We start from the raw sequence: 24,458 nt of genomic DNA on the forward strand, positions 1-24,458 counted from the left end.
TGCAATTATAAGTAACGCCGTCATTTGTCCCCTTCACGCGCGCGGGCCCCTCGGTTATCGTCCGCCGCGCCGGGGAGATGGCCGAGTCGAGGCCATCGGACGCATGGGGGAGTAGCGGCTGTGGCTTTTCAAGCGGATTTTCAGCGAGATGGCATCGGGCTCCGCTCAGGCGGGCTCAAAATACTTCTGGTTGAAGATTCCCGGATGTTTTCCGCCGTGCTCTGCCATCGGTTCCAGACCGAGCTCGGCCTCGCGGTCAAATCCTGCTCGTCGCTAAAGGCTCTTCGCAAAGAACTTGCCGAGGACGGTCACGGCTACACCATGGCCGTCGTTGATCTCAACCTGCCGGATTCGCCCTATGGCGAAGCGCTCGACTGCACGATCGAGCACGATATCCCGGCGATCGTCTTCACCGCGACATTCGATCTCAACACGCGCAACAGGATCATGGAGCGCAATGTCATCGATTACGTGCTGAAGGACAATGAATTCGCGCTCGACAATCTGGTTGCCACCGTCCGGCGGGCGATCTCCAACCGCAAGACGCGGGTGCTCGTCGTCGATGATGTCGTCTCTGCGCGCCAGGTGCTCGTCGACCTCCTGAAGGCGCAGCAATATCTCGTCGTCGAGGCAAATTCGGGGCTTGAGGCGCTGGCCGCGCTTGAGGCTTACAGCGATATCGAGCTCGTGGTCACCGACCACCACATGCCCGACATGAGCGGCTACGAGCTGACGCGGCGCATCCGCCATCGCTTCGGGTCGGACAGGCTGCGCGTCATCGGCGTTTCCGCCTCCAACGACCGCATGCTGTCTGCCAGCTTCCTCAAGGCCGGCGCCAGCGATTTCGTCTACCGCCCCTTCGTCGCCGAGGAATTGCAGTGCCGCATCGCCAACAATGCCGAAACGCTAGCGCAGATGCGGCAGCTGAGGGCGGCAGCGGCCTGCGACTACCTGACCGGCCTCTACAACCGCCGCTATTTCTACGACAACGGCCCGAAGTTGGTGAACGAGTGCCTGCGGCTGAAAGTGCCGAGTTCGGTGGCCATTCTCGATATCGATCACTTCAAGCGATTGAATGACACCTATGGCCACGAGATCGGCGACAAGGTGCTTAAGGCTGTCGCAAACAGGCTGTTCACGATCTTCGAGGGCAGCGACAATCTGCTCTCGCGGCTTGGCGGCGAAGAATTCGCCATCCTTTTCCCGCAGATGGATTCGGCTGCCGCGACCAAGCTCTGCGACGAGATCCGCTCGGACATCTCGCGGCTGAAGGTGACGGCCGACGACGAGGAACTCGGCGTCACCATCTCGATCGGCATCGCCGAAATCGAGGGCTACGAAACCTTCGAGAACTACCTCAACGCCGCCGACCAGTTCCTCTATATGGCCAAGCATCGAGGCCGCAACCAGGTCTTTTCCGACGCCAGGATGACGGAAGAAGCGGCGCAATAGGGCTATTCTGGCAAGGCGCCGCGCTTTCATTTCAGGCGGCGCTCTCTTTCAAATTCTCAGGCCGCGACCGCCTGTTGACGCGCCGTCGCCATGGTCATCTTGCGCTCGGCGCGCTCCTGCTGCGGCGAGCGATGGTAGAGTTCGCGATAACACTTGGAAAAGTGCGATGCCGAGACGAAGCCGCAGGCGACTGCGACCTCGACGACGGGCATGGAGGACTGCACCAGCAGGTGGCGGGCGCGATCGAGGCGGATTTCCAGATAGTAGCGGGCCGGCGAACGGCCCATCTCCTGGCGAAACAGCCGTTCGATCTGGCGGCGCGAGAGGCCGGCGCCGTCGGCGATCTCGATCAGCGACAGCGGCTCGGCGAGATTGCCTTCCATCAGCTCGATGATCGACAGGACCTTGGCGTTCTGCACGCCGAGGCGGGCGCGCAGCGGCAGGCGCTGGCGGTCGTGCGGGTTGCGCACGCGGTCGGTCAGGTGCTGTTCGCAGATGCGGTTGACGAGGCTTTCGCCGAAATCCTCGCCGACGAGGTTCAGCATCATGTCGAGCGAGGCGGTGCCGCCGGCGCAGGTATAGAGATTGCCGTCGATCTCGTAGAGATCGGCATAGACTTCGGCCTGCGGAAAGGCTTCCGAAAAGCCCGGCAGGTTTTCCCAGTGGATGGCGCAGCGCTTGCCGTTCAGAAGGCCGGCCTGGGCCAGCACATGTGCGCCCGTACAGAGGCTGCCGACTGCAACGCCGCGATTGTAGCATTCGCGCAGCCAGGCATTGACCGACTTGTTGTTGAACTGCTCGACATCGATGCCGGAACAGACGAGCACCATGCCCGGCCGGTTTTCGCCGCCGAGATGGCGGCGCTCCTCGGCGAGCGAGGAATTGGCCTCGACGCCGATGCCGCAGGAGGAATAGACTTTCTCCCCATCAAGGGAGGCGAGGCGCCAGGTATAGGCCTGGTAGCCGAGCATGCGATTGGCGATGCGCAAAGTGTCCACGGCCGCCGAAAAGGGCAGCATGGTGAATTGCGGTACCATAAAGAAGACCAGCGAACGCTTCTTGATCTGCATCCTGTTCATAGCGAAATCCATGCTCGAGGGGCGATGACATATTCGTTGCGCGGAATGCGTCGCGCCGATGTCCTGAAAGCGACACTGGCATGGAAAAATGCGGCCGGGAAGAGCAAATATGCGACATTGGTCGCGATCTAGCCAGTCAAGCCGCCAGGAGGGCTGCGGATGGGGCAAAGAACGGGCTGATGGGCAACTGAACTTCAAGACTGAAAACGGCCCGGGAATGGATGGTCAGGCCACGAAAAAGGCGGCGTTGCATGATGCAGACGCCGCCCTCATCTTAAGAGGAATGTCGCATTCATTACATGGTCCGGTGTTTGTTGTCGTCCGTGCTCGGCCAGCCGATATCCTTGCGGATGTCGAAGGGCATGGCTTCGATTTCACGGGCGGTCCGCCAGCGGGTCCAGGCGAGTACGAGCTTGCGGGCATAATTTGCCAGATCGAAGCGGCCTGCGCCGGAGGTGAAGGGCTTGTCGCCACCGCGATAGGTGAGCGTGGTCATTTTCCGGTTCCTTTCTTTAGGTCAGGGACATGGTCATCGATGGGAGGTTCGTCCATGTCCATGATGCTAATATGGTCCCTGGGAACTCATCATTCAAACGAATAGAGTTTATGGATAACATCAGAGATATTGAATGATCGCTGCACCGCGGCCGGGTTGTCCCGCGTTGCCGGATTTGTCGGGACAAGTTATTTGCGACGCTGAATCCAAAAGAAGCGTACTCGATCTCGTATCAATTGAGATTTTTGAATCGGTATCCTTACGCGATTGTTGAGAATTCATTGAGTTAGCGAAGACGCGGACAGGCAGCTAGCTATTAGTCGTTACGGGCACGAAACAAATAAAACGCGATTGCATCCAAAGAATGTCGATTTCCGCATTGAGCGTGACCTGATGTGGTGGACGGCCTCCGCTCCCGGCATCGCAATGTGCCAAAGTGTGGCTGTCGAAAGTCACATAAGGGAGAGCCGTCCATGGAGAAGATTACCACAATTGGTCTGGATATCGCCAAGCATGTATTTCAGGTTCACGGGATCAATGGTGCTGGCGCGACGGTGAGCCGCCGCAAGCTGCGCCGCGACGATGTCGTTGGATTCTTCAAGGCATTGCCGCCATGCCTGATCGGAATCGAGGCATGCGCGACTGGACACCACTGGGCTCGGGTTCTTATGGCGCTGGGTCACGAGGTTCGGCTGATGCCGGCGTCTTACGTCAAGCCATACGTGAAGCGGCAGAAGAATGACGCGACGGATGCCGAGGCGATTTGCGAGGCGGTGACGCGGCCGACGATGCGGTTTGTCCCTGTGAAGAGCGAGGAGCAGCAGAGTGTGCTGATGCTGCATCGGGTCCGCGAGCTTTTGATCCGGCAGCGGACAATGCTGGTAAACGCCTTGCGCGGCCACTTGGCGGAGTTCGGCATCGTAACGCGACAGGGCATTGCCGGCGTCGGAATGCTGATCGCGTTGGTCGAAGATGGTGATCACGATCTCATCCCGCCGCTCGCGCGGTCCGCGCTTCTTCCGCTGATCGGGCAGTTGCGGGAGGTGCACGAGAAGGTTAGCGAGCTGGATCGCCAAATTCATGCTTGGCATCGCTCGAACGAACTGAGCCGCCGCCTTGAGACGATCCCTGGAATTGGCCCGATCACTGCCAGCGCAATTGCCGCGACGGTGACCGACGCGTCGCTCTTCAAATCCGGCCGACAATTGGCGGCCTGGATAGGCCTGGTGCCGCGGCAGAACTCATCAGGTGGCAAGGACCGCCTCGGAAGGATCAGCAAACAAGGCGATCCCTATCTCCGCCGGCTTCTCGTTGTGGGCGCGCATGCGGTGCTTCGTTTCAGCGGCAAGGCTAAAGTTGCACCGACGCGTTGGGCGGCCGAACTTCTGGTGAAGAAGCCGTACAACGTCGTCGCTGTTGCTTTGGCCAACAAGATGGCGCGGATCGTCTGGGCGTTGATGACGACGGGCAGGCGCTTTGAGGCAACCGCCGCCCTTTGAATGCTCACAGAGGATGCAGAAATTGGTGAGGTGCTGATGGCGTGATGGCGAACGGTCGAGCCGGGATCGGACAAACCCGATCAGTGGGTGCCGCTTGAAAGCGCGTTGACCTGTCTGGGATCCGATCAGCGGACTACATCAGGGCCAGCGGCATGAACGCGCCGCAATCAAAGGCCGTATACATGCCTGCACCCGACCAATCTGCCAGAAATACTACACTGCCCCTTGCCACGCGGAGGCCGTCCATACATGCCACTGAAGTTTCATCCGACTGCGATTAGAGCCTCGGCGGTTTTGAATACGCCAAGTGGCGCGGTGGGAGCAACCGGCGGAAACGCGAAGCTTTCATCTCGCGCAGCGTTGGAGCCGGTTGCGGCGATGGACCCGGCATAGCTTGCCGGGGTCTGATATCCGAGCGATGAGTGCGGCCGGAAATGGTTATAATCGTCCGCCCATTCAGCAATGGCGCTTCGGGCATGATCAAGGCCGAAGAACAGGCTTTCGTTGAGCAGCTCGTCGCGCATGCGCCCGTTGAAACTTTCGACATAGCCATTCTGCATCGGTTTCCCCGGAGCGATGTAGTGCCATTCGACCTTGTGATCTTTCGACCAGGCGAGGATGGCATTCGACGTGAGTTCGGTGCCGTTGTCGGAGACGATCATTCCCGGTTTGCCGCGCCGCTCGATCAGCGTCGTCAGTTCTCGAGCGACACGACGACCGGATATAGATGTGTCCGGGATCGCGGCCAGGCATTCACGCGTCACGTCATCAACGATATTGAGGACGCGAAAGCGTCTGCCGCAGGCAAACTGGTCATGCACGAAGTCCAGCGACCATCGGGCATTGGCCTTCGCTTCGACCAGGATCGGTGCACGGGTGCCGACAGCACGGCGTCTGGCTTTGCGCTTGCGGACAGAGAGACCCTCCTCGCGATAAAGGCGATAGATGCGATTGACACCGGACGGCTCTCCCTCCCGCCGAAGCAGGACGAACAGCCGCCGGTAGCCGAAACGCCGACGCTCGTTGGCAAGGTCACGCAGCTTTGCTCGCAACTCGGTCTCCGGCGCTCGGTTCGACTGGTAGCGGACCGTCTTGCGGTCGGCGGATATGATCTGGCAGGCCCGCCGTTCCGAAAGACCCATCACGGTCTTCAGATGCGCGACGGCGTCACGCTTGGCGGCGGGCCCTACCATTAATGGGATGGTCCGCCTCGTCCTCCTGCCGCATCATGAGGCTGTCAAACCGAAGGAGGTTGCAATGCCACAGCGCAATGTGCCGCGCCCAGCGGCTGTCTACGGAATTGATATCGGCAAGAACATATTCCACGTCGTCGGCCTCAGAAGCGATGGCGTGCCCGTCCAGAAGGTGCGGTTCCGACGCGACACACTGCTGCAGTTCTTCGAACGAGCGGCGCCGGCGATCGTGGGGATGGAATCGTGCGCGGGATCTCAATGGATCGCTAGAAAGATACAGGCTCTCGGGCATAGGGTACGCTTGATCCCCGCACAGTTTGTGAAGCCCTACGTCAAATCGAACAAGTCCGATATCATCGATGCGGAGGCGATCGCTGAGGCGGCGACCCGACCAACAATGCGGTTTGCAGCACTCAAAAGCGAAGAACAAGCCGATCTTCAGGCTTTGCACCGAGTGCGGGACCAGATGATCGGAACAAGAACGCGTCTGATCAATCAGATGCGGGCTTTCTGCCTCGAATACGGGATCGCCCTCCGGCAGGGCGCGGGCCTGTTCAAGCTCGACCTGCCGCAAGTTATCGAGGACCGATCAAACGACCTTTCGTCGGCGATGCGTAAGCTGCTTGCAGATTTGTTCACCGATCTAGGCCAGTTGGAACGACGCATTGGCGACGTCACACGCGAGATCGAAGCTATAGCCAGTCGAGAGGATGCCGCAAGACGGCTCATGACGATCCCAGGGATCGGAGCGTTGGGGGCAACTGCACTCTTGGCTGCCATTGGAAACGGCCGACAATTCCAGAAAGCTCGTGATCTGGCAGCATGGCTTGGCCTTGTGCCACGGGAACACTCGACCGGAGGAAAGCAGAAGCTTCTCGGCATCAGCAAGCGGGGGAACCGCTATGTGCGCAAGCTCCTCGTACATGGAGCACGATCCTGCTTTCGGCACCTCGACCGAACACGAGATCGATTGGGGAGCTGGCTGGATGGCCTTCAGGCTCGGATGCACCCCAACAAAGCTGTCGTCGCACTTGCCGCAAAAATGGCCCGGATCGTCTGGGTCGTCCTGACAAGGCCTGGAGCACTCTACGAACGCAGAGACCCTGCCTTCACCTGAGGATCCAAGCTCGATTGCAAGGCTCGGGAATAGTGATGACGAAACAGTGGATCAACATGCCGTAAGCCCTGTGCAAAAAAGCGGGCTTCGTGCCTGGACCATTTATTGGGAACGGCGTGTGCGGATCTCATCATGGCCTGGCTGCAACCGCAGTCCACTCGCGAGAGGCCGGATACATTTATGCAACTGGAATCGTCATTTACGATGTCGCGTACCCTTGCACGGACGAGGCGGACCATACATTTTTTGCAAGAAGCTCGCGAAGCGCGGCTGCATCCAGCATCTGCTCGGCGAGCAGCTTCTTCAGTCTCACGTTCTCGTCCTCAAGCGCCTTCAGCCGTTTCGCCTCGGAGATTTCCATACCGCCGTATTTGGCCTTCCAGTTGTAAAACGTCGCTTCCGAAATTCCGTGCTTGCGACAGAGGTCGGCTGCCTTCGCACCAGCCTCCTGCTCCTTCAGTACCGCAATAATCTGCTCTTCCGTAAATCGCTGCTTCTTCATGCGTCCGTCCTTTAATAGGCCGGACTCTAATCCATTCTGGAGGAAATTCTCAGTGGCATGTATGGACGGCCTCCGCGTGGCAAGGGGCAGTGTAGTATTTCTGGCAGATTGGTCGGGTGCAGGCATGTATACGGCCTTTGATTGCGGCGCGTTCATGCCGCTGGCCCTGATGTAGTCCGCTGATCGGATCCCAGACAGGTCAACGCGCTTTCAAGCGGCACCCACTGATCGGGTTTGTCCGATCCCGGCTCGACCGTTCGCCATCACGCCATCAGCACCTCACCAATTTCTGCATCCTCTGTGAGCATTCAAAGGGCGGCGGTTGCCTCAAAGCGCCTGCCCGTCGTCATCAACGCCCAGACGATCCGCGCCATCTTGTTGGCCAAAGCAACAGCGACGACGTTGTACGGCTTCTTCACCAGAAGTTCGGCCGCCCAACGCGTCGGTGCAACTTTAGCCTTGCCGCTGAAACGAAGCACCGCATGCGCGCCCACAACGAGAAGCCGGCGGAGATAGGGATCGCCTTGTTTGCTGATCCTTCCGAGGCGGTCCTTGCCACCTGATGAGTTCTGCCGCGGCACCAGGCCTATCCAGGCCGCCAATTGTCGGCCGGATTTGAAGAGCGACGCGTCGGTCACCGTCGCGGCAATTGCGCTGGCAGTGATCGGGCCAATTCCAGGGATCGTCTCAAGGCGGCGGCTCAGTTCGTTCGAGCGATGCCAAGCATGAATTTGGCGATCCAGCTCGCTAACCTTCTCGTGCACCTCCCGCAACTGCCCGATCAGCGGAAGAAGCGCGGACCGCGCGAGCGGCGGGATGAGATCGTGATCACCATCTTCGACCAACGCGATCAGCATTCCGACGCCGGCAATGCCCTGTCGCGTTACGATGCCGAACTCCGCCAAGTGGCCGCGCAAGGCGTTTACCAGCATTGTCCGCTGCCGGATCAAAAGCTCGCGGACCCGATGCAGCATCAGCACACTCTGCTGCTCCTCGCTCTTCACAGGGACAAACCGCATCGTCGGCCGCGTCACCGCCTCGCAAATCGCCTCGGCATCCGTCGCGTCATTCTTCTGCCGCTTCACGTATGGCTTGACGTAAGACGCCGGCATCAGCCGAACCTCGTGACCCAGCGCCATAAGAACCCGAGCCCAGTGGTGTCCAGTCGCGCATGCCTCGATTCCGATCAGGCATGGCGGCAATGCCTTGAAGAATCCAACGACATCGTCGCGGCGCAGCTTGCGGCGGCTCACCGTCGCGCCAGCACCATTGATCCCGTGAACCTGAAATACATGCTTGGCGATATCCAGACCAATTGTGGTAATCTTCTCCATGGACGGCTCTCCCTTATGTGACTTTCGACAGCCACACTTTGGCACATTGCGATGCCGGGAGCGGAGGCCGTCCACCACATCAGGTCACTTGGACGGACATCGTCAAAAACGTAATTGATGGCGTTGTTGAGGTATCTGTTAAAGACGGCACCGAGCCACTTATTCGCCGGCTGCAGGTCGCTCACGTGGGCCAGCTTGAGAACGTCGTCGCGAAATCTTCGTCAAGACGCTGGTCGGAAAACGTAGTGCTTGGCAACTACGAGGTCGGATTCTATCTGGGCATCTCGGAGTGCGAGGTCTCCAATCTCGTGACCAGTGGTCTGCTGCCGACCCACGGTATACAGCTTTCGGCAGCGAGACAGTTCCTAAAGCGATACATATGCGCGGCGGAAATCATAAGTTATCTCTCCCTGCACGGGCATCCCAACCGATCGGTCGCGGCGACCTTCTCTAAAGTGCTGAAAGCGGGCATTGAACCCGTTCATCTGCGCCCTGCGGTACGGGACAGGGATGCGATGAGGGCATATTTTCGGTCGATTGGTTACTGAGGCACGGCGACCTATTCTGACCCGAGAATCGACATTCTCAGTTCGATTTCAGTGTTTTCAAAGACTTATGTGAATCACATTTTACTTGTCCCGACAGGATTGGTCCCGGCCAGCATAATTCCAGCTGCGTCAGGCCGCATCGGAACCATGTCCGCTCCATGTCGTTGCCGCTTTGTAGCAATGACGCAAAGGAGGAAATGATGATTTCCGCAGACCAGATCCGAGAACATATGGAAGTGCGGGCTGCCGATGGCACCCATATGGGAACGGTCGATCATCTCGACGGTCCCACCCGCATCAAGCTGACGAAGACCGACTCGGAAGACGGCAAACACCACCTGATCCCGATCGATTGGGTCGATCACGTCGACGCACATGTTCACCTGTCGAAGAACGCCAGGGATGTCCGCAGCCAGTGGGCCACAATCAACTGACGAGCGGTCGGCTGCGGCTTCGGCCGCAGCCCCATCGTCAAAGGGAACAGACATGTCCAAACACTTGAAGAAAGGCGACGAAGTAGGCTGGGATACCAGCCAGGGAGAGACCGAAGGCAAGGTGGTAAAGAAGCAGACCAGCCCCACAAAGATCAAAGGTCACAGGGTGAAGGCGTCGGCGGCGGAACCGCAATATGTCGTCAAGAGCGACAAATCGGGAAAGCGCGCCGCACACAAACCGGGTGAACTGAGGAAGCATTAAGGGCTGCTGATCCCAACAAGAAGGAGATCGATATGCCAGCCAAATCCAATGCCCAGCAGAAGGCGGCGGGTGCCGCACTTTCGGCCAAGCGCGGCGAAACGCCCAAGAAGGAGCTCAAGGGTGCTTCGAAGCAGATGGAGGAATCTATGAGCGAGAAGCAGCTCGAGGAGTTCGCATCCACCAAACGAAGGGGTAAACCGGAGCACGCCTCCAAATAGGTCGAAGAACAGCGGCAGCGACGGTGGCGTCCCGGTCACGTCGTCGTTGAATGCATCGCGAAATTCGCGACCTCGTAGGTCTCGGAGACGGCGAAAAGGATTGCGCGAGCTGATGCATCCGGATCTTTCGCCAGCCAGCGCAATTCGAACGTCACACCGATGCGGCCATCTTCGGTCTGTCCCAGCGCAAGGAACAATGCGCTGCATTCAAGAGAGCCCAGCACATCTGACAGGTCGGGAATATCGGAGCTCGAGCCGTAGACGACGAGCGTCGCCTTGCGTTCGCAGCGCAGCCAACTGTCCAGGCGTTTCAGCGGCGACAGCACGATGAAGGCAAAGATGGTCGCCACTGTGCCGGTGACGATCTGGCCGCCGCCGAAACAGAGGCCGACAACCGTCATGAACCACAGGGTTGCCGCCGTGGTGACGCCGGTCATCATGTCGCCGCGCCTGAGGATCGCTCCGCCGCCGATGAAGCCCACGCCTGTGAGGACGCCGAGGGGAAAACGCAGCACGTCCATCTGCGTGAAGAAACTCAGCGTTTTTCCGTAGGTCGATAGTAGCAGGTTCGCCTGGACCATCGCGATGCAGGCGGCAAGCGCCACCAGGATCGTGGTCCTGAAGCCTGCGGCGTGGCCGCCGCGCTCGCGGTCGAGGCCGATAAGGCCGCCGGCAATTACCGTCAGCATCATGCGCGCGGCGATATCCCACCAGCTCGGCGTCAGCGGCATGGCGTCGGTCAGGAGCGAAGGCATGTTTCGCTCCAGACTTCGTCACGGCCTTTCCGCTGCTCGTCGGGCATTCGATCCTCCTCGGTCTCGATGCATTAGGGGCCTAAACTTCATGCGGCGCAGGACGCTCCCCCGTTGCCGGTGTCGCCGCCGACAGGTCGAGATTGGCGGTTCGGCTGCAGCCGGTGTATGTATGGTTTCAAATATGGGCGGTTCGCCCCTCAACTAAAGGGCACAGCGCCCAAAACGGAGCATAGAATTGGCCGTCGCCTTCACCAAGGAAGAGAGTTTCGAAACCGCTTCGGAAACCCTGCTGCCCGATCGTCCGGTTTCGCCGCATCTGAATCTGGTCACGCAGGCTGGGCTGAAGGCTCTGGAATTGCAGTTCCAGCAGGCGCGCGAGGCATATGATGCTGCGAGCACCATCGAAGACGTGAACGAACGGCGGCGGCAGGCAGCAGGTCCCTTGCGCGACCTGCGTTACCTCGCGGCAAGGCTGCGCACCGCCCAGCTCATGGCCGATCCTGCGTCAACCGACACCGTTGCCTTCGGCAGCACGGTGACCTTCAGCCGTGACGACGGGCGCGTGCAGACCTATCGAATCGTCGGCGAGGATGAGGCCGATCCCAAGGCCGGATCGATTTCCTATGTCTCTCCGGTGGCGCGGTTGCTGATGGGCAAGGCTGTCGGCGATGTGGTGGAAACCGGCGGCCGGGAGCTGGAGATCATCACTATCGCATAGGCCGCGATCTCTAAGCTGTGTCGGAGACACCCACACGGATAAAAATGGTACTGTTCGGTACTTTATTTATCGGGCATTTACCATTCGTGACCTAGAAGGTCACATTCCATCATCGAAAGTCATGCTCATGGTCAGCGCAATTTCCAGTTCTGCATCCACCATTTTGAGTTCAGCCGCTTCAACCTCGTCTTCCAGTTCATCGGATCAACTTGCTTCTCTCGAGGCGCAGCTTGCCGAAAAGCAGGCAGCCCTGTCGCAGACACAGGACGAGAAAGAAAAGGCCACGATCGAAAAATCCATCGAGACGCTGGAAGCCAAGATTGCCAAGCTCGAAGCGTCCGAGAGCAGCAAGACCGAGGCGTCTGCGGGATCGAAGCCAGCCGCTGAGGCTCCGCAGGAGCTCTCTGGCGAAAGCGAGCGTATCGGCACGAAGAATTTCGACGAGACCAGCGAGTTCGGCAACCGCACCGCTTACGTTTGAGCGCAATCAGAGGCGGCGCTTCGCCACCGTGACGACTTCGCGCGTCAACTCCGCTAGGCGGTCGGCGGCGAGACGGTTGATCTGCCAATAGAGTGGAATATCCAGCGGTGTATCGGGAACGAGTTCCACCAGCCGGCCTGAGGCGAGATGTTCGCGGGTCAGCTGGATCGGGTTCATTCCCCAGCCCATGCCCGAAAGCGCGGCCTCGACGAAGCTTTGCGTCGAGGGCAGCCAGTGGGTGGGGTGGTCGAGATCGTCTCCGAAGGTCTGCCTTATCCAGCCGCTCTGCAACCTGTCCTTCTGATTGAAGGTCAGCGTCGGCGCGTTGCGGATCGCTTCGGCGGTAACGCCATCAGGAAAGTAGCGCGCAACGAAATCGGGGCTTGCGGTGGCGTGATAGCGGAGAACGCCGAGTTCGAAGCGACGGCATCCTCGGATCGGCTTTTCCAGGCTGGTGACGGCTGCGATCACCCGTCCGCGCTCAAGCCATTCGGCGGTGTGATCCTGGTCGTCGACGGCGATGTTCAGGAGGTAGGACGCGTTCTTCGCGAAATTCGCCATGGCCTCGACGAACCACGTTCCGAGACTATCGGCATTGGTTGCGATCTGAAGGGTGACCCGCTGGCGCGGCTCGTCGGGATCAACGAGCGCCGGCAACTGCCCGAGGAGTTCGGCCTCCAACATGCCGACATTCTCCATATGACGACAGAGCCACTCTCCTTTTTCCGTTGCCGTGCAGGGCGTGCCTCTGACGATGAGGACGGTGCCGAGACGCTCTTCAAGTTGCTTCACGCGCTGCGAAATCGCCGAAGGCGTAACGTTGAGGATGGCGGCGGCGCGTTCAAAGCTGCCTGTCTGGACGACAGTTGCGACGGCGCGGAGGGCTGGATAATCGAGCATGGATTAGTTTCGCTTAATTGGGCTAAAATGGATTAACTAGCCTAATTCGCGAAATAGCGATACCCCATCGTCACCGAAGTGAGGGTGTTCGCCGAAGCGATGAATTTTTCCATCTATGTCACCGGCCTGATGATGGGCCTCAGCCTGATTGTCGCGATCGGCGCGCAGAACGCTTTCATCCTGCGCCAGGGTCTACGCAATGAACATGTCTTCGCCGTCTGCCTTGCCTGCGCGCTCTCCGATGCCGTGCTGATCGTGCTCGGTGTGACCAGCCTGCAGCAGATCGCCCGGTTCATTCCCTGGCTCGATCCGGTCATGCGTTATGGAGGAGCCGCCTTTCTCGCCTGGTATGGCGCCAAGAGCCTCTATTCCGCCTTCCGGTCATCCGCTACCCTCACGGCGGCGGAGGCCAAGACGGCGAGATTTCGCCAGACGCTTGCGACCTGCCTCGCGCTCACCTGGCTCAATCCGCATGTCTATCTCGATACGGTCCTGCTGCTCGGCACGATCTCGACGCGTTATCCCGGACAGCAGGCTTCGTTTGCCGCAGGCGCGGTGACGGGTTCTTTCCTGTTCTTCTTTTCGCTCGGATACGGCGCGACTTGGCTGCGGCCGATCTTCTCGAAACCTTCATCCTGGCGGATGCTGGAAACGCTCGTCGCTTTCACCATGTGGATCATCGCCGTCAAGCTGCTCGGCGGGATGTAACGTCACGGCATTTCCGGGTTCGACGAGACCAGCTCTAGGAATTGTTCCTGCGCGCGCGTCGGCATCCAGTTGACACGCAAGGTGAGGCCGATCGGCCGGGCGGTGTGGCCGAGGTCGAGCGGCAATGCCTTAAGCAAGCCGCGGGAGAGTTCGGCCTGAGCCTGCAGGTAGGAAATGCAGCCGAGATGATCCGTCCCGTTCAAGAGCTCGCGCATCAGGATGAGGGAGCTTGATTCGACGATACTCGACGGCCGGCGCTCCAGGCCTTCGAACAGGGCGTCGAAATGCCGCCGGATCGGCGTGCCGCGCTGGCCTACGATCCAGGGATAGGCCGCAAGCTCTTCGACCGAGACCGTGGATCGCGCCGTCAGCGGATGGTTGCTGCCGGCGACGACGACAAGCGTATCCGTGAACAGGAAGCGCTGCTCGACGTCACCGATGGGTGCAGGTTCGCGTAGCGCGCCGATCAGGAAGTCGATCTCGCCGCGCCTCAGACCTGCGAGCAGGTCGGCATAAGGCCCTTCGAGAATGTGGATCGGTGTGTTCGGACGCAGCTTGCGGAACTCGGCAATGGCGCGCGGCAGGACGAAGGAGCGGGACAGCGGCATCGCGCCGACGACGATGCTGCCTGCTTCCTCCGACAGCGTCTCCGCGAGATCCACTTCGGCCTGCGCCAGTTCGGCAAAGGCGAGGCGTGCCGCCTGGGCGAGCGTTCCGGCGGCACGCGTGGCGACGATGCCGTAGGAGGTTCGCTCGAACAGCGGGCGGGCGGCTTCTTCCTCGAGCTGTGTCACCGCCCGGTGAACGGTCGGCTGCGCCAGCCCGAGCCGGCGCGCTGCAAGGGTGAAGTTCTCGGCTTCGCGCACGGCGATGAGGGCCTGCAGCTGCGAGGTCGTGGCGACCATGCGAAGGCGCGGGCTGAGTTCGTTCAGAGCCGGGTCGAGGAAGCCGAAGGCTCTTCGCACGCGTTTTGCCACAACGTCTCCCTGCCCATTGGCGAACAGTCCCTGCGGCGTCCTGGTGAACAGTGTCGTGCGCAGGCCGCGTTCGATCTTGGAGAGCGCTTGGGTGACGGCTGGCTGCGAGAGATGGCAGATATCGGCGGCCCTGGTGACGGAATTGGTGTCGACCACGGCCAGGAAGACCCGGAGGTGGCGGAGATTGTGCTGGACTTGCGATGCCTGAGACGCCGTCGGGTTCAAGTCAGATTCCGCTCCAGGATGGCATCCGCCCGCGCCTCCAGGGAATTCTCCGGCGCTGTGATGCCCAATTCGCCGATCTGGCGCTGCCAGTCGGCTGCCGCCGCGGCCATGCGATCCGGCAGACCGAGTTCCCTGAGGGTTGCGGCGACTTCCTGCATCTCCGCGGCCCGCCGCCTCCCGTGAACAATCATGCGCTCAAGGTTGTAAGCTGCACGCGCGGTCCAGTCTATCCCTGGATCGGAGGCCTGGAGAGAGGCGAGCACCGCCTTCTCGACGCCGGCGCGGCGCGCGGCGAGCATGCATTCGGCGGTCAGCGCCTCCAAGCCCTTGATCATTACCGACCGCAGCAACTTGATCGAGGAGGCCTGTCCGACCTCGTCTCCCGCGATCTGTGCTTTCATTCCAAGGCCGAGGAGAATGTTGTGTGCGCGCTTTGCCTCCGATCCGGAGAGCAGAAGCGGCGTGCGATGGCGGGCGGGATGAACGGGCGACATCACCGCGACGTCGACATAAACCGCGCCGGCAGCTTCAACGACCCTGGCGGCGGCGGCTTTGGTCGCAGGGGAGCAGGAGTTGCAGTCGAGATAGAGGGCGTCCCTCTCGAGAAATTCGGCGACATTTGCCGCTGCTTCCAACGCACGGTCGGCGGTGACCAGGCTGAAGACGGTGGCGGCGCCTGCCAATGCCTGTCGAGGGCTTTCCCCACAGGTGACGTCAAGATCCGAGCAGGCGCGACGCAGATTGTCGCGTGGCGAAGGGGTCTCGACCTTGATGTCGAAGGTGGAGATTTGACCGAGAGACACACCGTCCTCGGATCTCCAGCCCGATACGAAGGCCTGCGCCGCTTCGCCGAACCCGATCGTTGCTATCGCCGACATGGATTTTCCTTTCCGAAGGTTTTCCCGAACCTATGTTGTAAGACAGGCGCGGCTCTGCCACGCCTGCGTTGCTGCGCGATATCCCGGCTTGGGAGATCGGCGAGCCCCTCATCCGGCTGCCGCCACCTTCTTCCCGCTTGCGGGGCGAAGGGGATATGCCGCAAGCTCTCCGTCCCTCACCAACGCCTCGCAGGGCACGTCCTCTCTCCCCGTTAGAAGGGGGAGAGGGTTGGGGTGAGGGGCAACCGCTGGTGCCAACCGCAGTCTGAGCGCGGCCCAGCCGCGCGCCTCTCAGCCTTAGTGAGCTGGATCCTTGACGTGCTCGAACGTCTGGAATTCCGTGTTATACAGCTCGCCGTCCACTTTTTCGACCTTGCGCATATAGATGTCCTGAACGATGTCGCGGGTGTCGGGATCGATGGAGATCGGGCCGCGCGGGCTCTGGATCTGCATGCCCTTGGCCGCTTCGACGAAGGCATCGCCGCCGGCGTCGCCCTTGGTCTTGTCGAGCGTCTTGTAGATCAGGTCGAGGGCGTCCCAGGCAGCGGCCGCCACCATGTTCGGGCGCATCCCGTCATTGTTCTTCTTGAACGCCTCGACGAAGGCCTTGTTCTCGGGCGAATCGTGGTTGGCGGAGTAGGGGCCGCCGGTAACGACGCCGATTGCCGGATCGCCCATGTTGTTGATCAGGTCGTCATCCGTCACGTCGGCCATGGCGATGACCTTGATGCCCGATTTGTCCAGCCCGCGTTCGACGAACTGCTTCATGAAGGCAGCACCCGCGCCGGTGGGCACGAAGACGAAGAGAGCCTCAGGCTTCTCGTCGGCTGCGCGCTGCAGGAAGGGGGCGAAATCAGGATTGGCAAGGGGAACCTTGAGCTTGGAGATGACGGTGCCGCCGTTCGCCTGGAGAGTCTTGCCGAACCACTGCTCCGCATCGGCGCCCGGGCCGTAGTCGGAAACGATGCTGACGAATTTCTTCGCGCCGTTTTCCGGCGCCCATTTGCCGATGATGCTTGCAACCTGTGGAATGGTCCACGAGGTGCGCAGCATATAGGGCGAGGCCTTCATGATCGACGAGGTCGCGGCGACCATGATGACCTGCGGAATCTTTGCCCGCTTGGAGAGCTGGGCAACCGAAAGCGCCGTCGGCGTGTTGCCGAAGCCGGTGAGAACGGAAACCTTGTCTGATGTGACGAGTTCCTGCGAGATGCGTAGCGCATTGTCGGGCGAGCTGCCGTCATCCTTGACGATGAACTCGACCTTCTTGCCGCCGGCGGTCTCGCCGTGCGTGGCAACGAAGGCCTTCAGCGCGGCGTTCATCTGGCGGCCGTTGGACTGGAAACCGCCGGTCAGCGGAATGACCACGCCGACTTTTACGCTCTCCTCGGCGTGGGTTGTGACGGCTGACGCCGCCACGACCGAGAGCGCGGCAAGCGCGCCTGTTAGAAGCTTTCTCATGTTCATTGCTCTCCTCCTTTGGAAATTCGGCGTGCAGACCTTCTCGTGCACGCCATCTGCCTGATTGATTTCAACGGTCCGCGATCCGCTCACGCCGCCGCCCCGACGCCCAGAAACCGGCCGAGCGTTTCCCGATCCCCGGAAAGCTGTGCGCTCTCGCCGGAATAGGCGACGCTGCCGCGGTCGAGGATGATCGCCTCGTCGGTGATCGCCAGGATCTGCTGGGCGTGCTGTTCGACGATGATCGCGGCAAGGCCTTCCTCGCGGACGATCCTGCGGATCGCCGCCAGCAGCTCCTCGACGATGATCGGCGCCAGGCCTTCGGTGGGTTCGTCGAGCAGCAGGATCTTCGGGTTCAGCACCAGCGCGCGGGCGATCGCCAGCATCTGCTGCTCACCGCCAGACAGTTGGTTGCCGAGATTGGCGCGGCGCTCCTTCAGGCGCGGGAACAGCTCGTAGGCGGCCGAAAGAGTCCATCGTCCCGCTCGTGCGACTGCGGTGATATTCTCCTCGACCGTCAGGGAGCGAAATACGCCGCGCTCCTGCGGCACCCAGCCGATGCCGGCCTCGACGCGCCGTTCGGGCGGCAGCCGGGCGATGTCGACGCCGTCCAGTCGGATCGATCCCGAGTGGTGGCGCGTCAGTCCGACGATGCTGTTCAAAGTGGTCGTCTTGCCGACGCCGTTGCGCCCGAGCAGCGCCAACGCCTTGCCGCGCTCGACCGAGAGGCTGACTTCGTAGAGGACGGTCGCCTTGCCGTAGCCTGAAGAGAGGGATTCAAGTTTCAGCAGTTCAGTCATGGCCCGCACCTCCGAGGTAAACTTCCTTGACGCGCTGATCCCTGGAGATTTCATCGACGTTGCCTTCGGCAAAGAGCGCCCCGGCGACGAGCACGGAGATGCGGTTGGCGAAGTTGAAGACCAGGTCCATGTCGTGCTCGATCAGCAGGATCGAGACATCGGAGGGCAGGGCTGCGATGCGGGCCATCACCTCCTTGCGGTCGGCCTCGGGCACGCCGGCGGCAGGCTCGTCGAGCAGCAGCACCTGCGGCCGGCAGGCAATGGCAAGGGCGATCTCGAGCAGCCGCTGCTTGCCGTAGGGAAGGGCCGAACATTGCTGGTCGAAGACGGCTTCGAGGCCGAAATCTCGCAGCAGCATGGCAATTTCCTCTTCGATGCCGGCCGCCGCTGTCGCAGGGCGGAACCAGTTCCATCCGCGTCCGCGGCGCTCGCTGATGACAAGCGCGAGGCTCTCGACGACGCTCAAGCCGGGGAAGAGCTGGTTGATCTGGAACGTCCGCACTAGGCCCCGGCGCACCCGTTTCTCGCGCCTGAGCGAGGCGATGTTCTCGCCGTTCAAGAGAATGTCGCCGCTCGATGCAGGCAGAACGCCGGTCAGCAGATTAATGAAGGTCGTCTTGCCGGCGCCGTTCGGCCCGATAAGGGCATGACGGGCGCCCTTTTCGAGGCGGAAACTGACATCGGTGGTCGCTTTCAGCGCGCCGAAGGTCTTGTTGAGATGCCTTGTTTCGAGCGCTGGGGCGGTCATGAGCTTTTGCCTTTCGAAGCTGCCGGCTCGAGGCGGCGCAGGGCGGAAAACCTGCCGGCGAGGAGCTGGACGAGCTGCCGGGGACGGTCGCGCCCGATCAGCACGAAAGCGACTAGCAGGATGCCGAGCCAGAACTGCCAGTATTGCGGCGTGAGCGAGGAAAGCGCGTCCTGGATGAGTTCGTAAACCAGCGCGCCGAGAAGGCCGCCATAGAGATAGCCGGTGCCGCCAATGACCAGGACCATGAGGCCGTCGGCCGACTTCTGGAACGACAGCGCGTCCAGCGAGATGAATTGCTGCGTCTGGGTGAACAGCGCTCCCGCGATCCCGGCATAGGCGCCGGCGAGCGTGTAGATTGCGACCAGCCGCGGCTTGACGGGAATGCCGACCGCGGAAGCTCGCAGCGGATTGTCGCGGATCGCCTTCAGCGAATAGCCGAACGGCGAGGAGACGATCAGGCGGGCGAGAAGGAAAAGCACGAACAGCACGGCAAGGCTGTAGGCGTAGCCGGTGTGGCCGTAGATGTCGAAGTCGAGCACGCCGAAGAGCGGTTCGATGGTGATGCCCTGCAGGCCGTCGGCGCCCCCGGTCAGCCAGCCGGCCTGGTTGGCGATCTCGAGCAGCACGGCGGCAACGCCGAGCGTTACCATCAGCCGTGTCAGATCGGCGCCCCGCAGCAAGAGCAGGCTGGTCGGAAGCGCGACGGCGGCGCCGGCGAGAGCTGCGACGAGAAGCCCGGTCAACGGTTCGCCAGAGACACGAATGGAGAAGAGACCGCTCGCATAGGCGCCGACGCCATACATTGCCGCCTGTCCGAGCGTGACGATGCCGGCATAGCCCAGAACGAGGTCGATCGACAGGGCAAGCAGCGCGAAGATCACGATCTCCGTCAGGATCAGATGCTCATCCGGCAGGAAGAACCAGGCGGCAACCGCCAGCGCCCAGAACAGGATTTCAAGCATACCCCAGCGGGCCTGCCGCTTCAGGGTGCCGCGCACATCGGCGGCAAGAGAATGCGTCGAATTCGAACTCAACATCAGCCGGCCCTCGAGAAAAGTCCCTGGGGACGGATGACCAGCACCGCCACGAGGACGATGTAGATGATGAAGCCGCCGAGGGAGGGGATGTAATATTTGCCGAGAACATCGGCGACGCCGAGCAGGAGGGCTGCCACCAGCGGCCCGGTCATGCTCGAAGTCCCGCCGACGGAAACGACGATGAGGAAATAGACCATGAATTTCAGGGGGAAGGTCGGGTCGAGGCCGATGATTTCGGCGCCGAGCGCGCCGCCGAGGCCGGCAAGGCCGGAGCCGACGGCGAAGGTGACGGCGAAGATGGTGTTGACCCGGATGCCGACACCGCGCGCGACACGCCGGTCGTCGACGGAGGCGCGCAGCCTGCTGCCGAAACGGGTCTTCGCGAGCACCAGTTGCAGCGCCAGCGCCAGCGCACCGCAGACGGCGATGAGAAAGGCCCGGTAGACGCCGATGCCGACGCCGAGAACCTCGACGCGCCCCTTCAGGAAGTCGGGCAGGTTGAGGATCTGCTGTTGGGAGCCCATGACATAGTCGATGCCGGCGACCGTGATGAAGACGATGCCGATCGAAAAGAGCACCTGATCGAGATGGGTCTTGTCATAGAGCCGCGCATAGAGCGTCCGCTCGAGAACCAGGCCGGCGGCTGAAGTGGCGAGGAAGGCGATCGGCAGCGTCAGCAGGAAGGGCACGCCCCACCGGTTAGTCAGGATGACGGTGACATAGCCGCCGGCCATGGCGAAGGCGCCATGCGCAAGGTTGATGAAATTCATGAGCCCGAGGGTGACGGCCAGTCCGCACGAAAGCACGAACAGCAGCATTCCATAAGCGAGCCCATCGAAAAGAAGGGTGAGCATTGATCCTCCCTGCGTCGACGCCCGCCTTTCATTAATGGAGAGGCGCCGGTGCGTATGAGGGCCCGGCATGGTGCTGCGAGCCCGAACTTGGCCTTAGGCTGTCGGGATATGAGGCAAATGCCCATTTCAAAATGGTCGGCGACATATAAGAAAAAGCTATAGTTGGCTGGCGGAATGGCCTGTCTTGAAAATTCCCTATAGCGAAAACTTATAGGCTCGGCGCCAATTCCAAATTGGCAAACGGCAGGCTAGGGCATGAAATCTACCCAACCTGGAAGGAGACATTCATGTCGGAAAATAAGACGGCTCTCGTGATCAGCGCTCATGCTGCGGATTTCGTCTGGCGCTGCGGCGGTGCGATCGCGCTGCATGCCGAAAGAGGTTACGACGTCACGGTCGTCTGCCTGTCCTTCGGAGAGCGTGGCGAATCCGCCAAGCTGTGGAAGGAGCCCGGCATCACGCTCGAGAAGGTGAAGGCGGCCCGCAGGGCTGAGTCGGAGAAGGCGGCCAAAGCGCTCGGCGTGCATGACCTCATCAGCTTCGATCTCGGCGATTATCCGCTGCGGCTGACCGATGAGGACAAGTTCCGCCTGGTCGACGTCATCCGGCAGGTGCAGCCGGCTTTCATGCTGAGCCATTCCCAGTATGATCCTTACAATACCGATCACATGTATGCGACGCAGGTGGCGCTCGAGACGCGGATGATCGCGCAGGCATGGGGCCACAATCCCGGGCAGAAGGTGCTCGGCGCGCCGCAGCTTTATCTCTTCGAGCCGCATCAGACCGAGCAGATGGGCTGGAAACCGGATGTCTTCCTCGACATAACCCCGGTTTGGGAGAAGAAGCGCGCGGCGATCGAATGCATGGAAGGCCAGGAGCACCTTTGGGAATTCTACACCCGTGTCGCGCAGAACCGCGCCAACCATTTCCAGCGCAATTCCGGCGGCCAGTCCGGCGGACGCGCCGCCAAATATGCGGAAGGTTTTCAATCGGTCTTTCCGCGCACGGTCGACGAGCTTTGACCGGCCGGGAGGAGATAGAAGATAGATGGAACCCTGTTTCGACATTGCCCACCTCGCGCATGTCGAGATGTATTCGAACAAGTTCGATGAAAGTCTCGACTTCTTTCTCAGGGTGTACGGCCTGAGCCTTGCCGGCCAGGATGAGAACTCCGCCTATCTCAGGGCATGGGACGACTACGAATTCCATACGCTGAAGTTGACGCGCCATCACACCACCGGCGTCGGGCATATCGCCTATCGGGCTTCCTCGCAGGCCGCACTCGACCGGCGGGCGAAGGCGATCGAGGCGAGCGGCTACAAGGTTCTCGGATGGGTCGATGGCGATCTCGGCCACAACAGGGCCTTCCGCTTCGAAGATCCGTTCGGGCATGTGTTCGAGATCTATTACGATACGGTCCGCTACCAGCCGCCCGAGGATGAGAAACCGGCGCTGAAGAACATCGCGCAGCGCTATCACGGCCGCGGATGCCATCCCCGGCGCCTCGACCATCTCAATCTTCTGGCGTCGGATGTTTCCGAGTTCAGGCGTTTCATGGAAACCTGCCTGGGAGCCCGGGTGACCGAAATGATCCAGCTCGACAATGGGCGACTGGGGGGCTGCTGGTTCACCATTAACAACAAGAGCTACGACCTTGCCTGCACCGAGGAGCATGGCCGCGGCAATGCCCGCCTTCACCACGTCACCTACGCGACCGACACCCGCGAGGATATCCTCCGGGCTGCCGATCTCTTTCTGGAGAACGGCGTCCATATCGAGACAGGCCCGCACAAACACGCCATCCAGGGCACGTTCTTCCTCTACGTCTGGGAGCCGGCAGGCAATCGCGTCGAGCTCGCCAATTCAGGTGCGCGCCTGATCCTGGCGCCCGACTGGGAGCCGGTCGTCTGGACCGAGGCCGACCGCAAGAAGGGACAGGCCTGGGGCCTGAAGACGATCGAGACCTTCCACACCCACGGCACGCCGCCGGTGGATAAGAACGGAGCATGAGCATGGGCATCGTGGTGCAGACCATAGAGAGAGCGGAACCCGATGTGATCGACAGGCTCGCTGCGGCCGGCGTTGCGACGGTCCACGAGGCGCAGGGGCGCAAGGGCATGCTTGCCAGCCATATGAGGCCGATCTATGCGGGTGCGCAGATCGCCGGCTCGGCCGTCACGATCTCGGCACCGCCCGGTGACAACTGGATGCTGCATGTGGCGATCGAGCAGATCCGGGAGGGCGACATCCTGGTGCTTGCGCCGACGTCCCCCTGCGACAACGGCTATTTCGGCGACCTGCTCGCCACCTCGGCCAAAGCGCGCGGCTGCCGCGGCCTCGTCATCGATGCCGGCGTCCGCGACGTCAGGGATCTCACCCAGATGCAATTCCCGGTATGGTCGAAGGCGGTTTCTGCGCAGGGCACCGTCAAGGAAACGCCGGGATCCGTGAACGTTCCGATCGTCTGTGCCGGCGCCCACATCGAAGCCGGCGACATCATCGTCGCCGATGACGACGGGGTCTGCGTGGTCAAGCGCGCCGAAGCCGTTGATGTCCTGGCCGCGGCCGAAAAGCGGATGGCGAACGAAGAGGCCAAGCGCAAGCGCCTCGCCGCCGGCGAACTCGGGCTCGATCTCTACGGCATGCGGCCGACGCTCGAGGCCAAGGGACTGAAATATGTATGAGGACGGGATTGCCTGCCTCTGGATGCGCGGCGGGACGTCGAAGGGCGCCTATTTCCTGGCCGAAGACCTGCCTCGGGACCCCCGGGAACGGGATGCTCTGCTGCTTGCCATCATGGGCTCGCCGGATCCGCGGCAGATCGACGGCATCGGCGGCGCCGATCCGCTGACGTCAAAGGTCGCGGTGCTTTCGGCCTCCTCGCGTGAAGATGCCGATGTCGACTATCTCTTCCTGCAGGTCTTCGTCGATCAGGCGCTGGTGAGCGATGCGCAAGGGTGCGGAAACATCCTGGCCGGCGTTGGTCCCGCCGCCATCGAGCGGGGCCTCGTAAAGGTGTCGGGCGAGGTCACATCGGTCCGGATCCACATGGTCAACTCGGGCGAGGTGGCGGTTGCCAGGATCGAGACGCCGAACGGCCGGGTGAACTACCAGGGCAACGCCGAAATCGCCGGTGTGCCGGGACGCCATGCGGCCATACCGCTGCTCTTCGTCAATACCGCGGGCTCGATGTGCGGCGCGCTTCTTCCCACCGGAAACGAGGTGGACGTCATCGACGGTGTCGAGGCGACGCTGATTGACAACGGCATGCCCTGCGTGATCATGCGGGCCGCGGACTTCGGGCTTTCGGGCAGCGAAACCAGGGAGGCGCTGGAGGCGGACGAGAGCCTCAAGGCGCGGATCGAAGCCATCCGCCTGAAGGCGGGGCCGATGATGAACCTCGGCGACGTCGTTGCTGCTTCCGTTCCCAAAATGACCCTGGTTTCCGAACCTCGCGCCGGCGGATCGATCAGCACGCGCAGCTTCATCCCGCATCGCGTTCACGCCTCGGTCGGCGTTCTCGCCGCCGTCACGGTTGCAACGGCCACCCTGCTTGGCGGGTCTCCGGCGCATGCGCTCGCAAACCTTCCCGCCGACGGCCGCTACCTCGTCGAGCATCCCACAGGCGTGATGGAGGTGTTCCTCGACCTTGCCGCAGACGGTTCGGTCAAGGGGGCGGGGACGATCAGAACGGCGCGCAAACTGTTCGACGGAAAGGTTTTCGCGAATATGCCGGCTTCGTGACCGGCAAAGTCAATAACGCGCGGTCGCGAAGATACGCG

At 61.4% G+C, this 24,458-nt stretch carries 26 protein-coding genes and 2 pseudogenes; 14 read left to right on the plus strand and 14 right to left on the minus strand.

Annotated elements, in window-relative coordinates; translation table 11 throughout:
• The first annotated feature begins 120 nt into the window (after nt 1-120).
• Nucleotides 121-1,452 (plus strand): diguanylate cyclase, encoded by a 1,332-nt coding sequence (locus ACS4RS_RS16450; protein WP_439010120.1) that lies wholly within the window; start codon nt 121-123, stop codon nt 1,450-1,452.
• 56 nt (nt 1,453-1,508) lie between these two features.
• On the opposite strand, the gene ACS4RS_RS16455 is transcribed toward ACS4RS_RS16450, so the two are convergent.
• Nucleotides 1,509-2,531: a GlxA family transcriptional regulator gene (locus ACS4RS_RS16455; protein ID WP_003564299.1), complete on the minus strand. Its 1,023-nt coding sequence runs from the start codon at nt 2,529-2,531 to the stop codon at nt 1,509-1,511.
• A gap of 295 nt (nt 2,532-2,826) precedes the next feature.
• Nucleotides 2,827-3,027 carry a hypothetical protein gene (locus ACS4RS_RS16460; RefSeq protein WP_439010119.1) on the minus strand — a complete coding sequence of 67 codons (201 nt, stop codon included), beginning with the start codon at nt 3,025-3,027 and terminating at the stop codon, nt 2,827-2,829.
• A gap of 473 nt (nt 3,028-3,500) precedes the next feature.
• On the opposite strand from ACS4RS_RS16460, the gene ACS4RS_RS16465 reads away from it, so the two are divergent.
• Nucleotides 3,501-4,526: an IS110 family transposase gene (locus tag ACS4RS_RS16465; RefSeq protein WP_439010117.1), complete on the plus strand. Its 1,026-nt coding sequence runs from the start codon at nt 3,501-3,503 to the stop codon at nt 4,524-4,526.
• Between the two features lie 263 nt (nt 4,527-4,789).
• On the opposite strand, the pseudogene ACS4RS_RS16470 reads toward ACS4RS_RS16465, so the two are convergent.
• Nucleotides 4,790-5,719 (minus strand): annotated as a pseudogene (locus ACS4RS_RS16470) (IS3 family transposase); the annotation flags it as partial.
• Between the two features lie 64 nt (nt 5,720-5,783).
• Between ACS4RS_RS16470 and ACS4RS_RS16475 the strand changes: the two are divergent.
• Nucleotides 5,784-6,836 (plus strand): IS110 family transposase, encoded by a 1,053-nt coding sequence (locus tag ACS4RS_RS16475; protein WP_439010118.1) that lies wholly within the window; start codon nt 5,784-5,786, stop codon nt 6,834-6,836.
• Between the two features lie 238 nt (nt 6,837-7,074).
• On the opposite strand, the pseudogene ACS4RS_RS16480 reads toward ACS4RS_RS16475, so the two are convergent.
• A pseudogene (locus ACS4RS_RS16480) lies at nt 7,075-7,338 on the minus strand (transposase); the annotation flags it as partial.
• A gap of 308 nt (nt 7,339-7,646) precedes the next feature.
• Nucleotides 7,647-8,672, minus strand: coding sequence for an IS110 family transposase (locus ACS4RS_RS16485; RefSeq protein ID WP_439010117.1), 1,026 nt, complete (start codon nt 8,670-8,672; stop codon nt 7,647-7,649).
• Nucleotides 8,673-8,689: 17 nt separating this feature from the next.
• On the opposite strand from ACS4RS_RS16485, the gene ACS4RS_RS16490 reads away from it, so the two are divergent.
• From ACS4RS_RS16490 to ACS4RS_RS16505, 4 genes are all read left to right on the plus strand, one after another.
• A complete protein-coding gene (locus ACS4RS_RS16490; RefSeq protein ID WP_439010116.1) occupies nt 8,690-9,220 on the plus strand; it encodes a hypothetical protein in 531 nt (176 codons plus the stop codon).
• Nucleotides 9,221-9,420: 200 nt separating this feature from the next.
• A complete protein-coding gene (locus tag ACS4RS_RS16495; protein WP_012557983.1) occupies nt 9,421-9,654 on the plus strand; it encodes a DUF2171 domain-containing protein in 234 nt (77 codons plus the stop codon).
• 52 nt (nt 9,655-9,706) lie between these two features.
• Nucleotides 9,707-9,916, plus strand: coding sequence for an HVA1 family protein (locus tag ACS4RS_RS16500; protein ID WP_439010115.1), 210 nt, complete (start codon nt 9,707-9,709; stop codon nt 9,914-9,916).
• A gap of 32 nt (nt 9,917-9,948) precedes the next feature.
• Nucleotides 9,949-10,134, plus strand: coding sequence for a DUF3008 family protein (locus ACS4RS_RS16505; protein WP_439010114.1), 186 nt, complete (start codon nt 9,949-9,951; stop codon nt 10,132-10,134).
• Between the two features lie 35 nt (nt 10,135-10,169).
• Here ACS4RS_RS16505 and ACS4RS_RS16510 read toward each other — a convergent pair whose 3' ends face one another.
• Nucleotides 10,170-10,889 (minus strand): MgtC/SapB family protein, encoded by a 720-nt coding sequence (locus ACS4RS_RS16510; protein ID WP_439010113.1) that lies wholly within the window; start codon nt 10,887-10,889, stop codon nt 10,170-10,172.
• Between the two features lie 235 nt (nt 10,890-11,124).
• On the opposite strand from ACS4RS_RS16510, the gene greA reads away from it, so the two are divergent.
• Together greA and ACS4RS_RS16520 are read left to right on the plus strand one after the other, a co-directional pair.
• Complete coding sequence (gene greA / locus ACS4RS_RS16515; protein WP_439010112.1) at nt 11,125-11,607, plus strand: transcription elongation factor GreA; 483 nt, start codon at nt 11,125-11,127, stop codon at nt 11,605-11,607.
• 121 nt (nt 11,608-11,728) lie between these two features.
• Nucleotides 11,729-12,088 (plus strand): hypothetical protein, encoded by a 360-nt coding sequence (locus ACS4RS_RS16520; RefSeq protein WP_439011818.1) that lies wholly within the window; start codon nt 11,729-11,731, stop codon nt 12,086-12,088.
• A 6-nt stretch (nt 12,089-12,094) separates the two neighbouring features.
• Here the strand turns inward: ACS4RS_RS16520 and ACS4RS_RS16525 are convergent, their stop codons facing one another.
• A complete protein-coding gene (locus tag ACS4RS_RS16525) occupies nt 12,095-12,988 on the minus strand; it encodes an ArgP/LysG family DNA-binding transcriptional regulator (protein WP_439010111.1) in 894 nt (297 codons plus the stop codon).
• A 99-nt stretch (nt 12,989-13,087) separates the two neighbouring features.
• Between ACS4RS_RS16525 and ACS4RS_RS16530 the strand changes: the two genes are divergently transcribed.
• Nucleotides 13,088-13,696 carry a LysE/ArgO family amino acid transporter gene (locus ACS4RS_RS16530; RefSeq protein ID WP_449313738.1) on the plus strand — a complete coding sequence of 203 codons (609 nt, stop codon included), beginning with the start codon at nt 13,088-13,090 and terminating at the stop codon, nt 13,694-13,696.
• A gap of 2 nt (nt 13,697-13,698) precedes the next feature.
• On the opposite strand, the gene ACS4RS_RS16535 is transcribed toward ACS4RS_RS16530, so the two are convergent.
• From ACS4RS_RS16535 to ACS4RS_RS16565, 7 genes are all read right to left on the minus strand, one after another.
• Nucleotides 13,699-14,898 (minus strand): LysR substrate-binding domain-containing protein, encoded by a 1,200-nt coding sequence (locus ACS4RS_RS16535; protein WP_439010110.1) that lies wholly within the window; start codon nt 14,896-14,898, stop codon nt 13,699-13,701.
• Complete coding sequence (locus tag ACS4RS_RS16540) at nt 14,895-15,776, minus strand: DUF1932 domain-containing protein (protein WP_439010109.1); 882 nt, start codon at nt 15,774-15,776, stop codon at nt 14,895-14,897. Before ACS4RS_RS16540 ends, ACS4RS_RS16535 begins: the two co-directional genes overlap by 4 nt.
• Before the next feature lie 297 nt (nt 15,777-16,073).
• Entirely contained in the window at nt 16,074-17,243 is a 1,170-nt protein-coding gene (locus ACS4RS_RS16545) for an ABC transporter substrate-binding protein (RefSeq protein ID WP_439010108.1), read from the minus strand.
• 83 nt (nt 17,244-17,326) lie between these two features.
• Complete coding sequence (locus tag ACS4RS_RS16550) at nt 17,327-18,037, minus strand: ATP-binding cassette domain-containing protein (protein WP_439010107.1); 711 nt, start codon at nt 18,035-18,037, stop codon at nt 17,327-17,329.
• Entirely contained in the window at nt 18,030-18,785 is a 756-nt protein-coding gene (locus tag ACS4RS_RS16555; protein ID WP_439010106.1) for an ATP-binding cassette domain-containing protein, read from the minus strand. Before ACS4RS_RS16555 ends, ACS4RS_RS16550 begins: the two co-directional genes overlap by 8 nt.
• Nucleotides 18,782-19,822, minus strand: coding sequence for an ABC transporter permease subunit (locus ACS4RS_RS16560; RefSeq protein WP_439010105.1), 1,041 nt, complete (start codon nt 19,820-19,822; stop codon nt 18,782-18,784). The genes ACS4RS_RS16555 and ACS4RS_RS16560 overlap by 4 nt, the downstream gene beginning before the upstream one ends.
• Nucleotides 19,822-20,676, minus strand: a complete 855-nt coding sequence (locus ACS4RS_RS16565; RefSeq protein ID WP_439010104.1) for an ABC transporter permease subunit — start codon at nt 20,674-20,676, stop codon at nt 19,822-19,824. Before ACS4RS_RS16565 ends, ACS4RS_RS16560 begins: the two co-directional genes overlap by 1 nt.
• A 287-nt stretch (nt 20,677-20,963) precedes the next feature.
• Here ACS4RS_RS16565 and ACS4RS_RS16570 point away from each other — a divergent pair, with 287 nt between their 5' ends.
• Genes ACS4RS_RS16570 through ACS4RS_RS16585 form a run of 4 tightly spaced genes read left to right on the plus strand, consistent with a single transcriptional unit; the run spans nt 20,964 to nt 24,420 of the window.
• Entirely contained in the window at nt 20,964-21,698 is a 735-nt protein-coding gene (locus ACS4RS_RS16570) for a PIG-L family deacetylase (RefSeq protein ID WP_439010103.1), read from the plus strand.
• Nucleotides 21,699-21,723: 25 nt separating this feature from the next.
• Entirely contained in the window at nt 21,724-22,686 is a 963-nt protein-coding gene (locus tag ACS4RS_RS16575) for a VOC family protein (protein WP_449313739.1), read from the plus strand.
• A gap of 2 nt (nt 22,687-22,688) precedes the next feature.
• Nucleotides 22,689-23,360, plus strand: a complete 672-nt coding sequence (locus ACS4RS_RS16580; protein ID WP_439011817.1) for a 4-carboxy-4-hydroxy-2-oxoadipate aldolase/oxaloacetate decarboxylase — start codon at nt 22,689-22,691, stop codon at nt 23,358-23,360.
• Entirely contained in the window at nt 23,353-24,420 is a 1,068-nt protein-coding gene (locus ACS4RS_RS16585) for a 4-oxalomesaconate tautomerase (protein WP_439010102.1), read from the plus strand. The genes ACS4RS_RS16580 and ACS4RS_RS16585 overlap by 8 nt, the downstream gene beginning before the upstream one ends.
• Nucleotides 24,421-24,458 lie beyond the last annotated feature (38 nt).

The organism is Rhizobium sp. F40D2 (genome assembly GCF_051810745.2).
Taxonomy (GTDB): domain Bacteria; phylum Pseudomonadota; class Alphaproteobacteria; order Rhizobiales; family Rhizobiaceae; genus Rhizobium.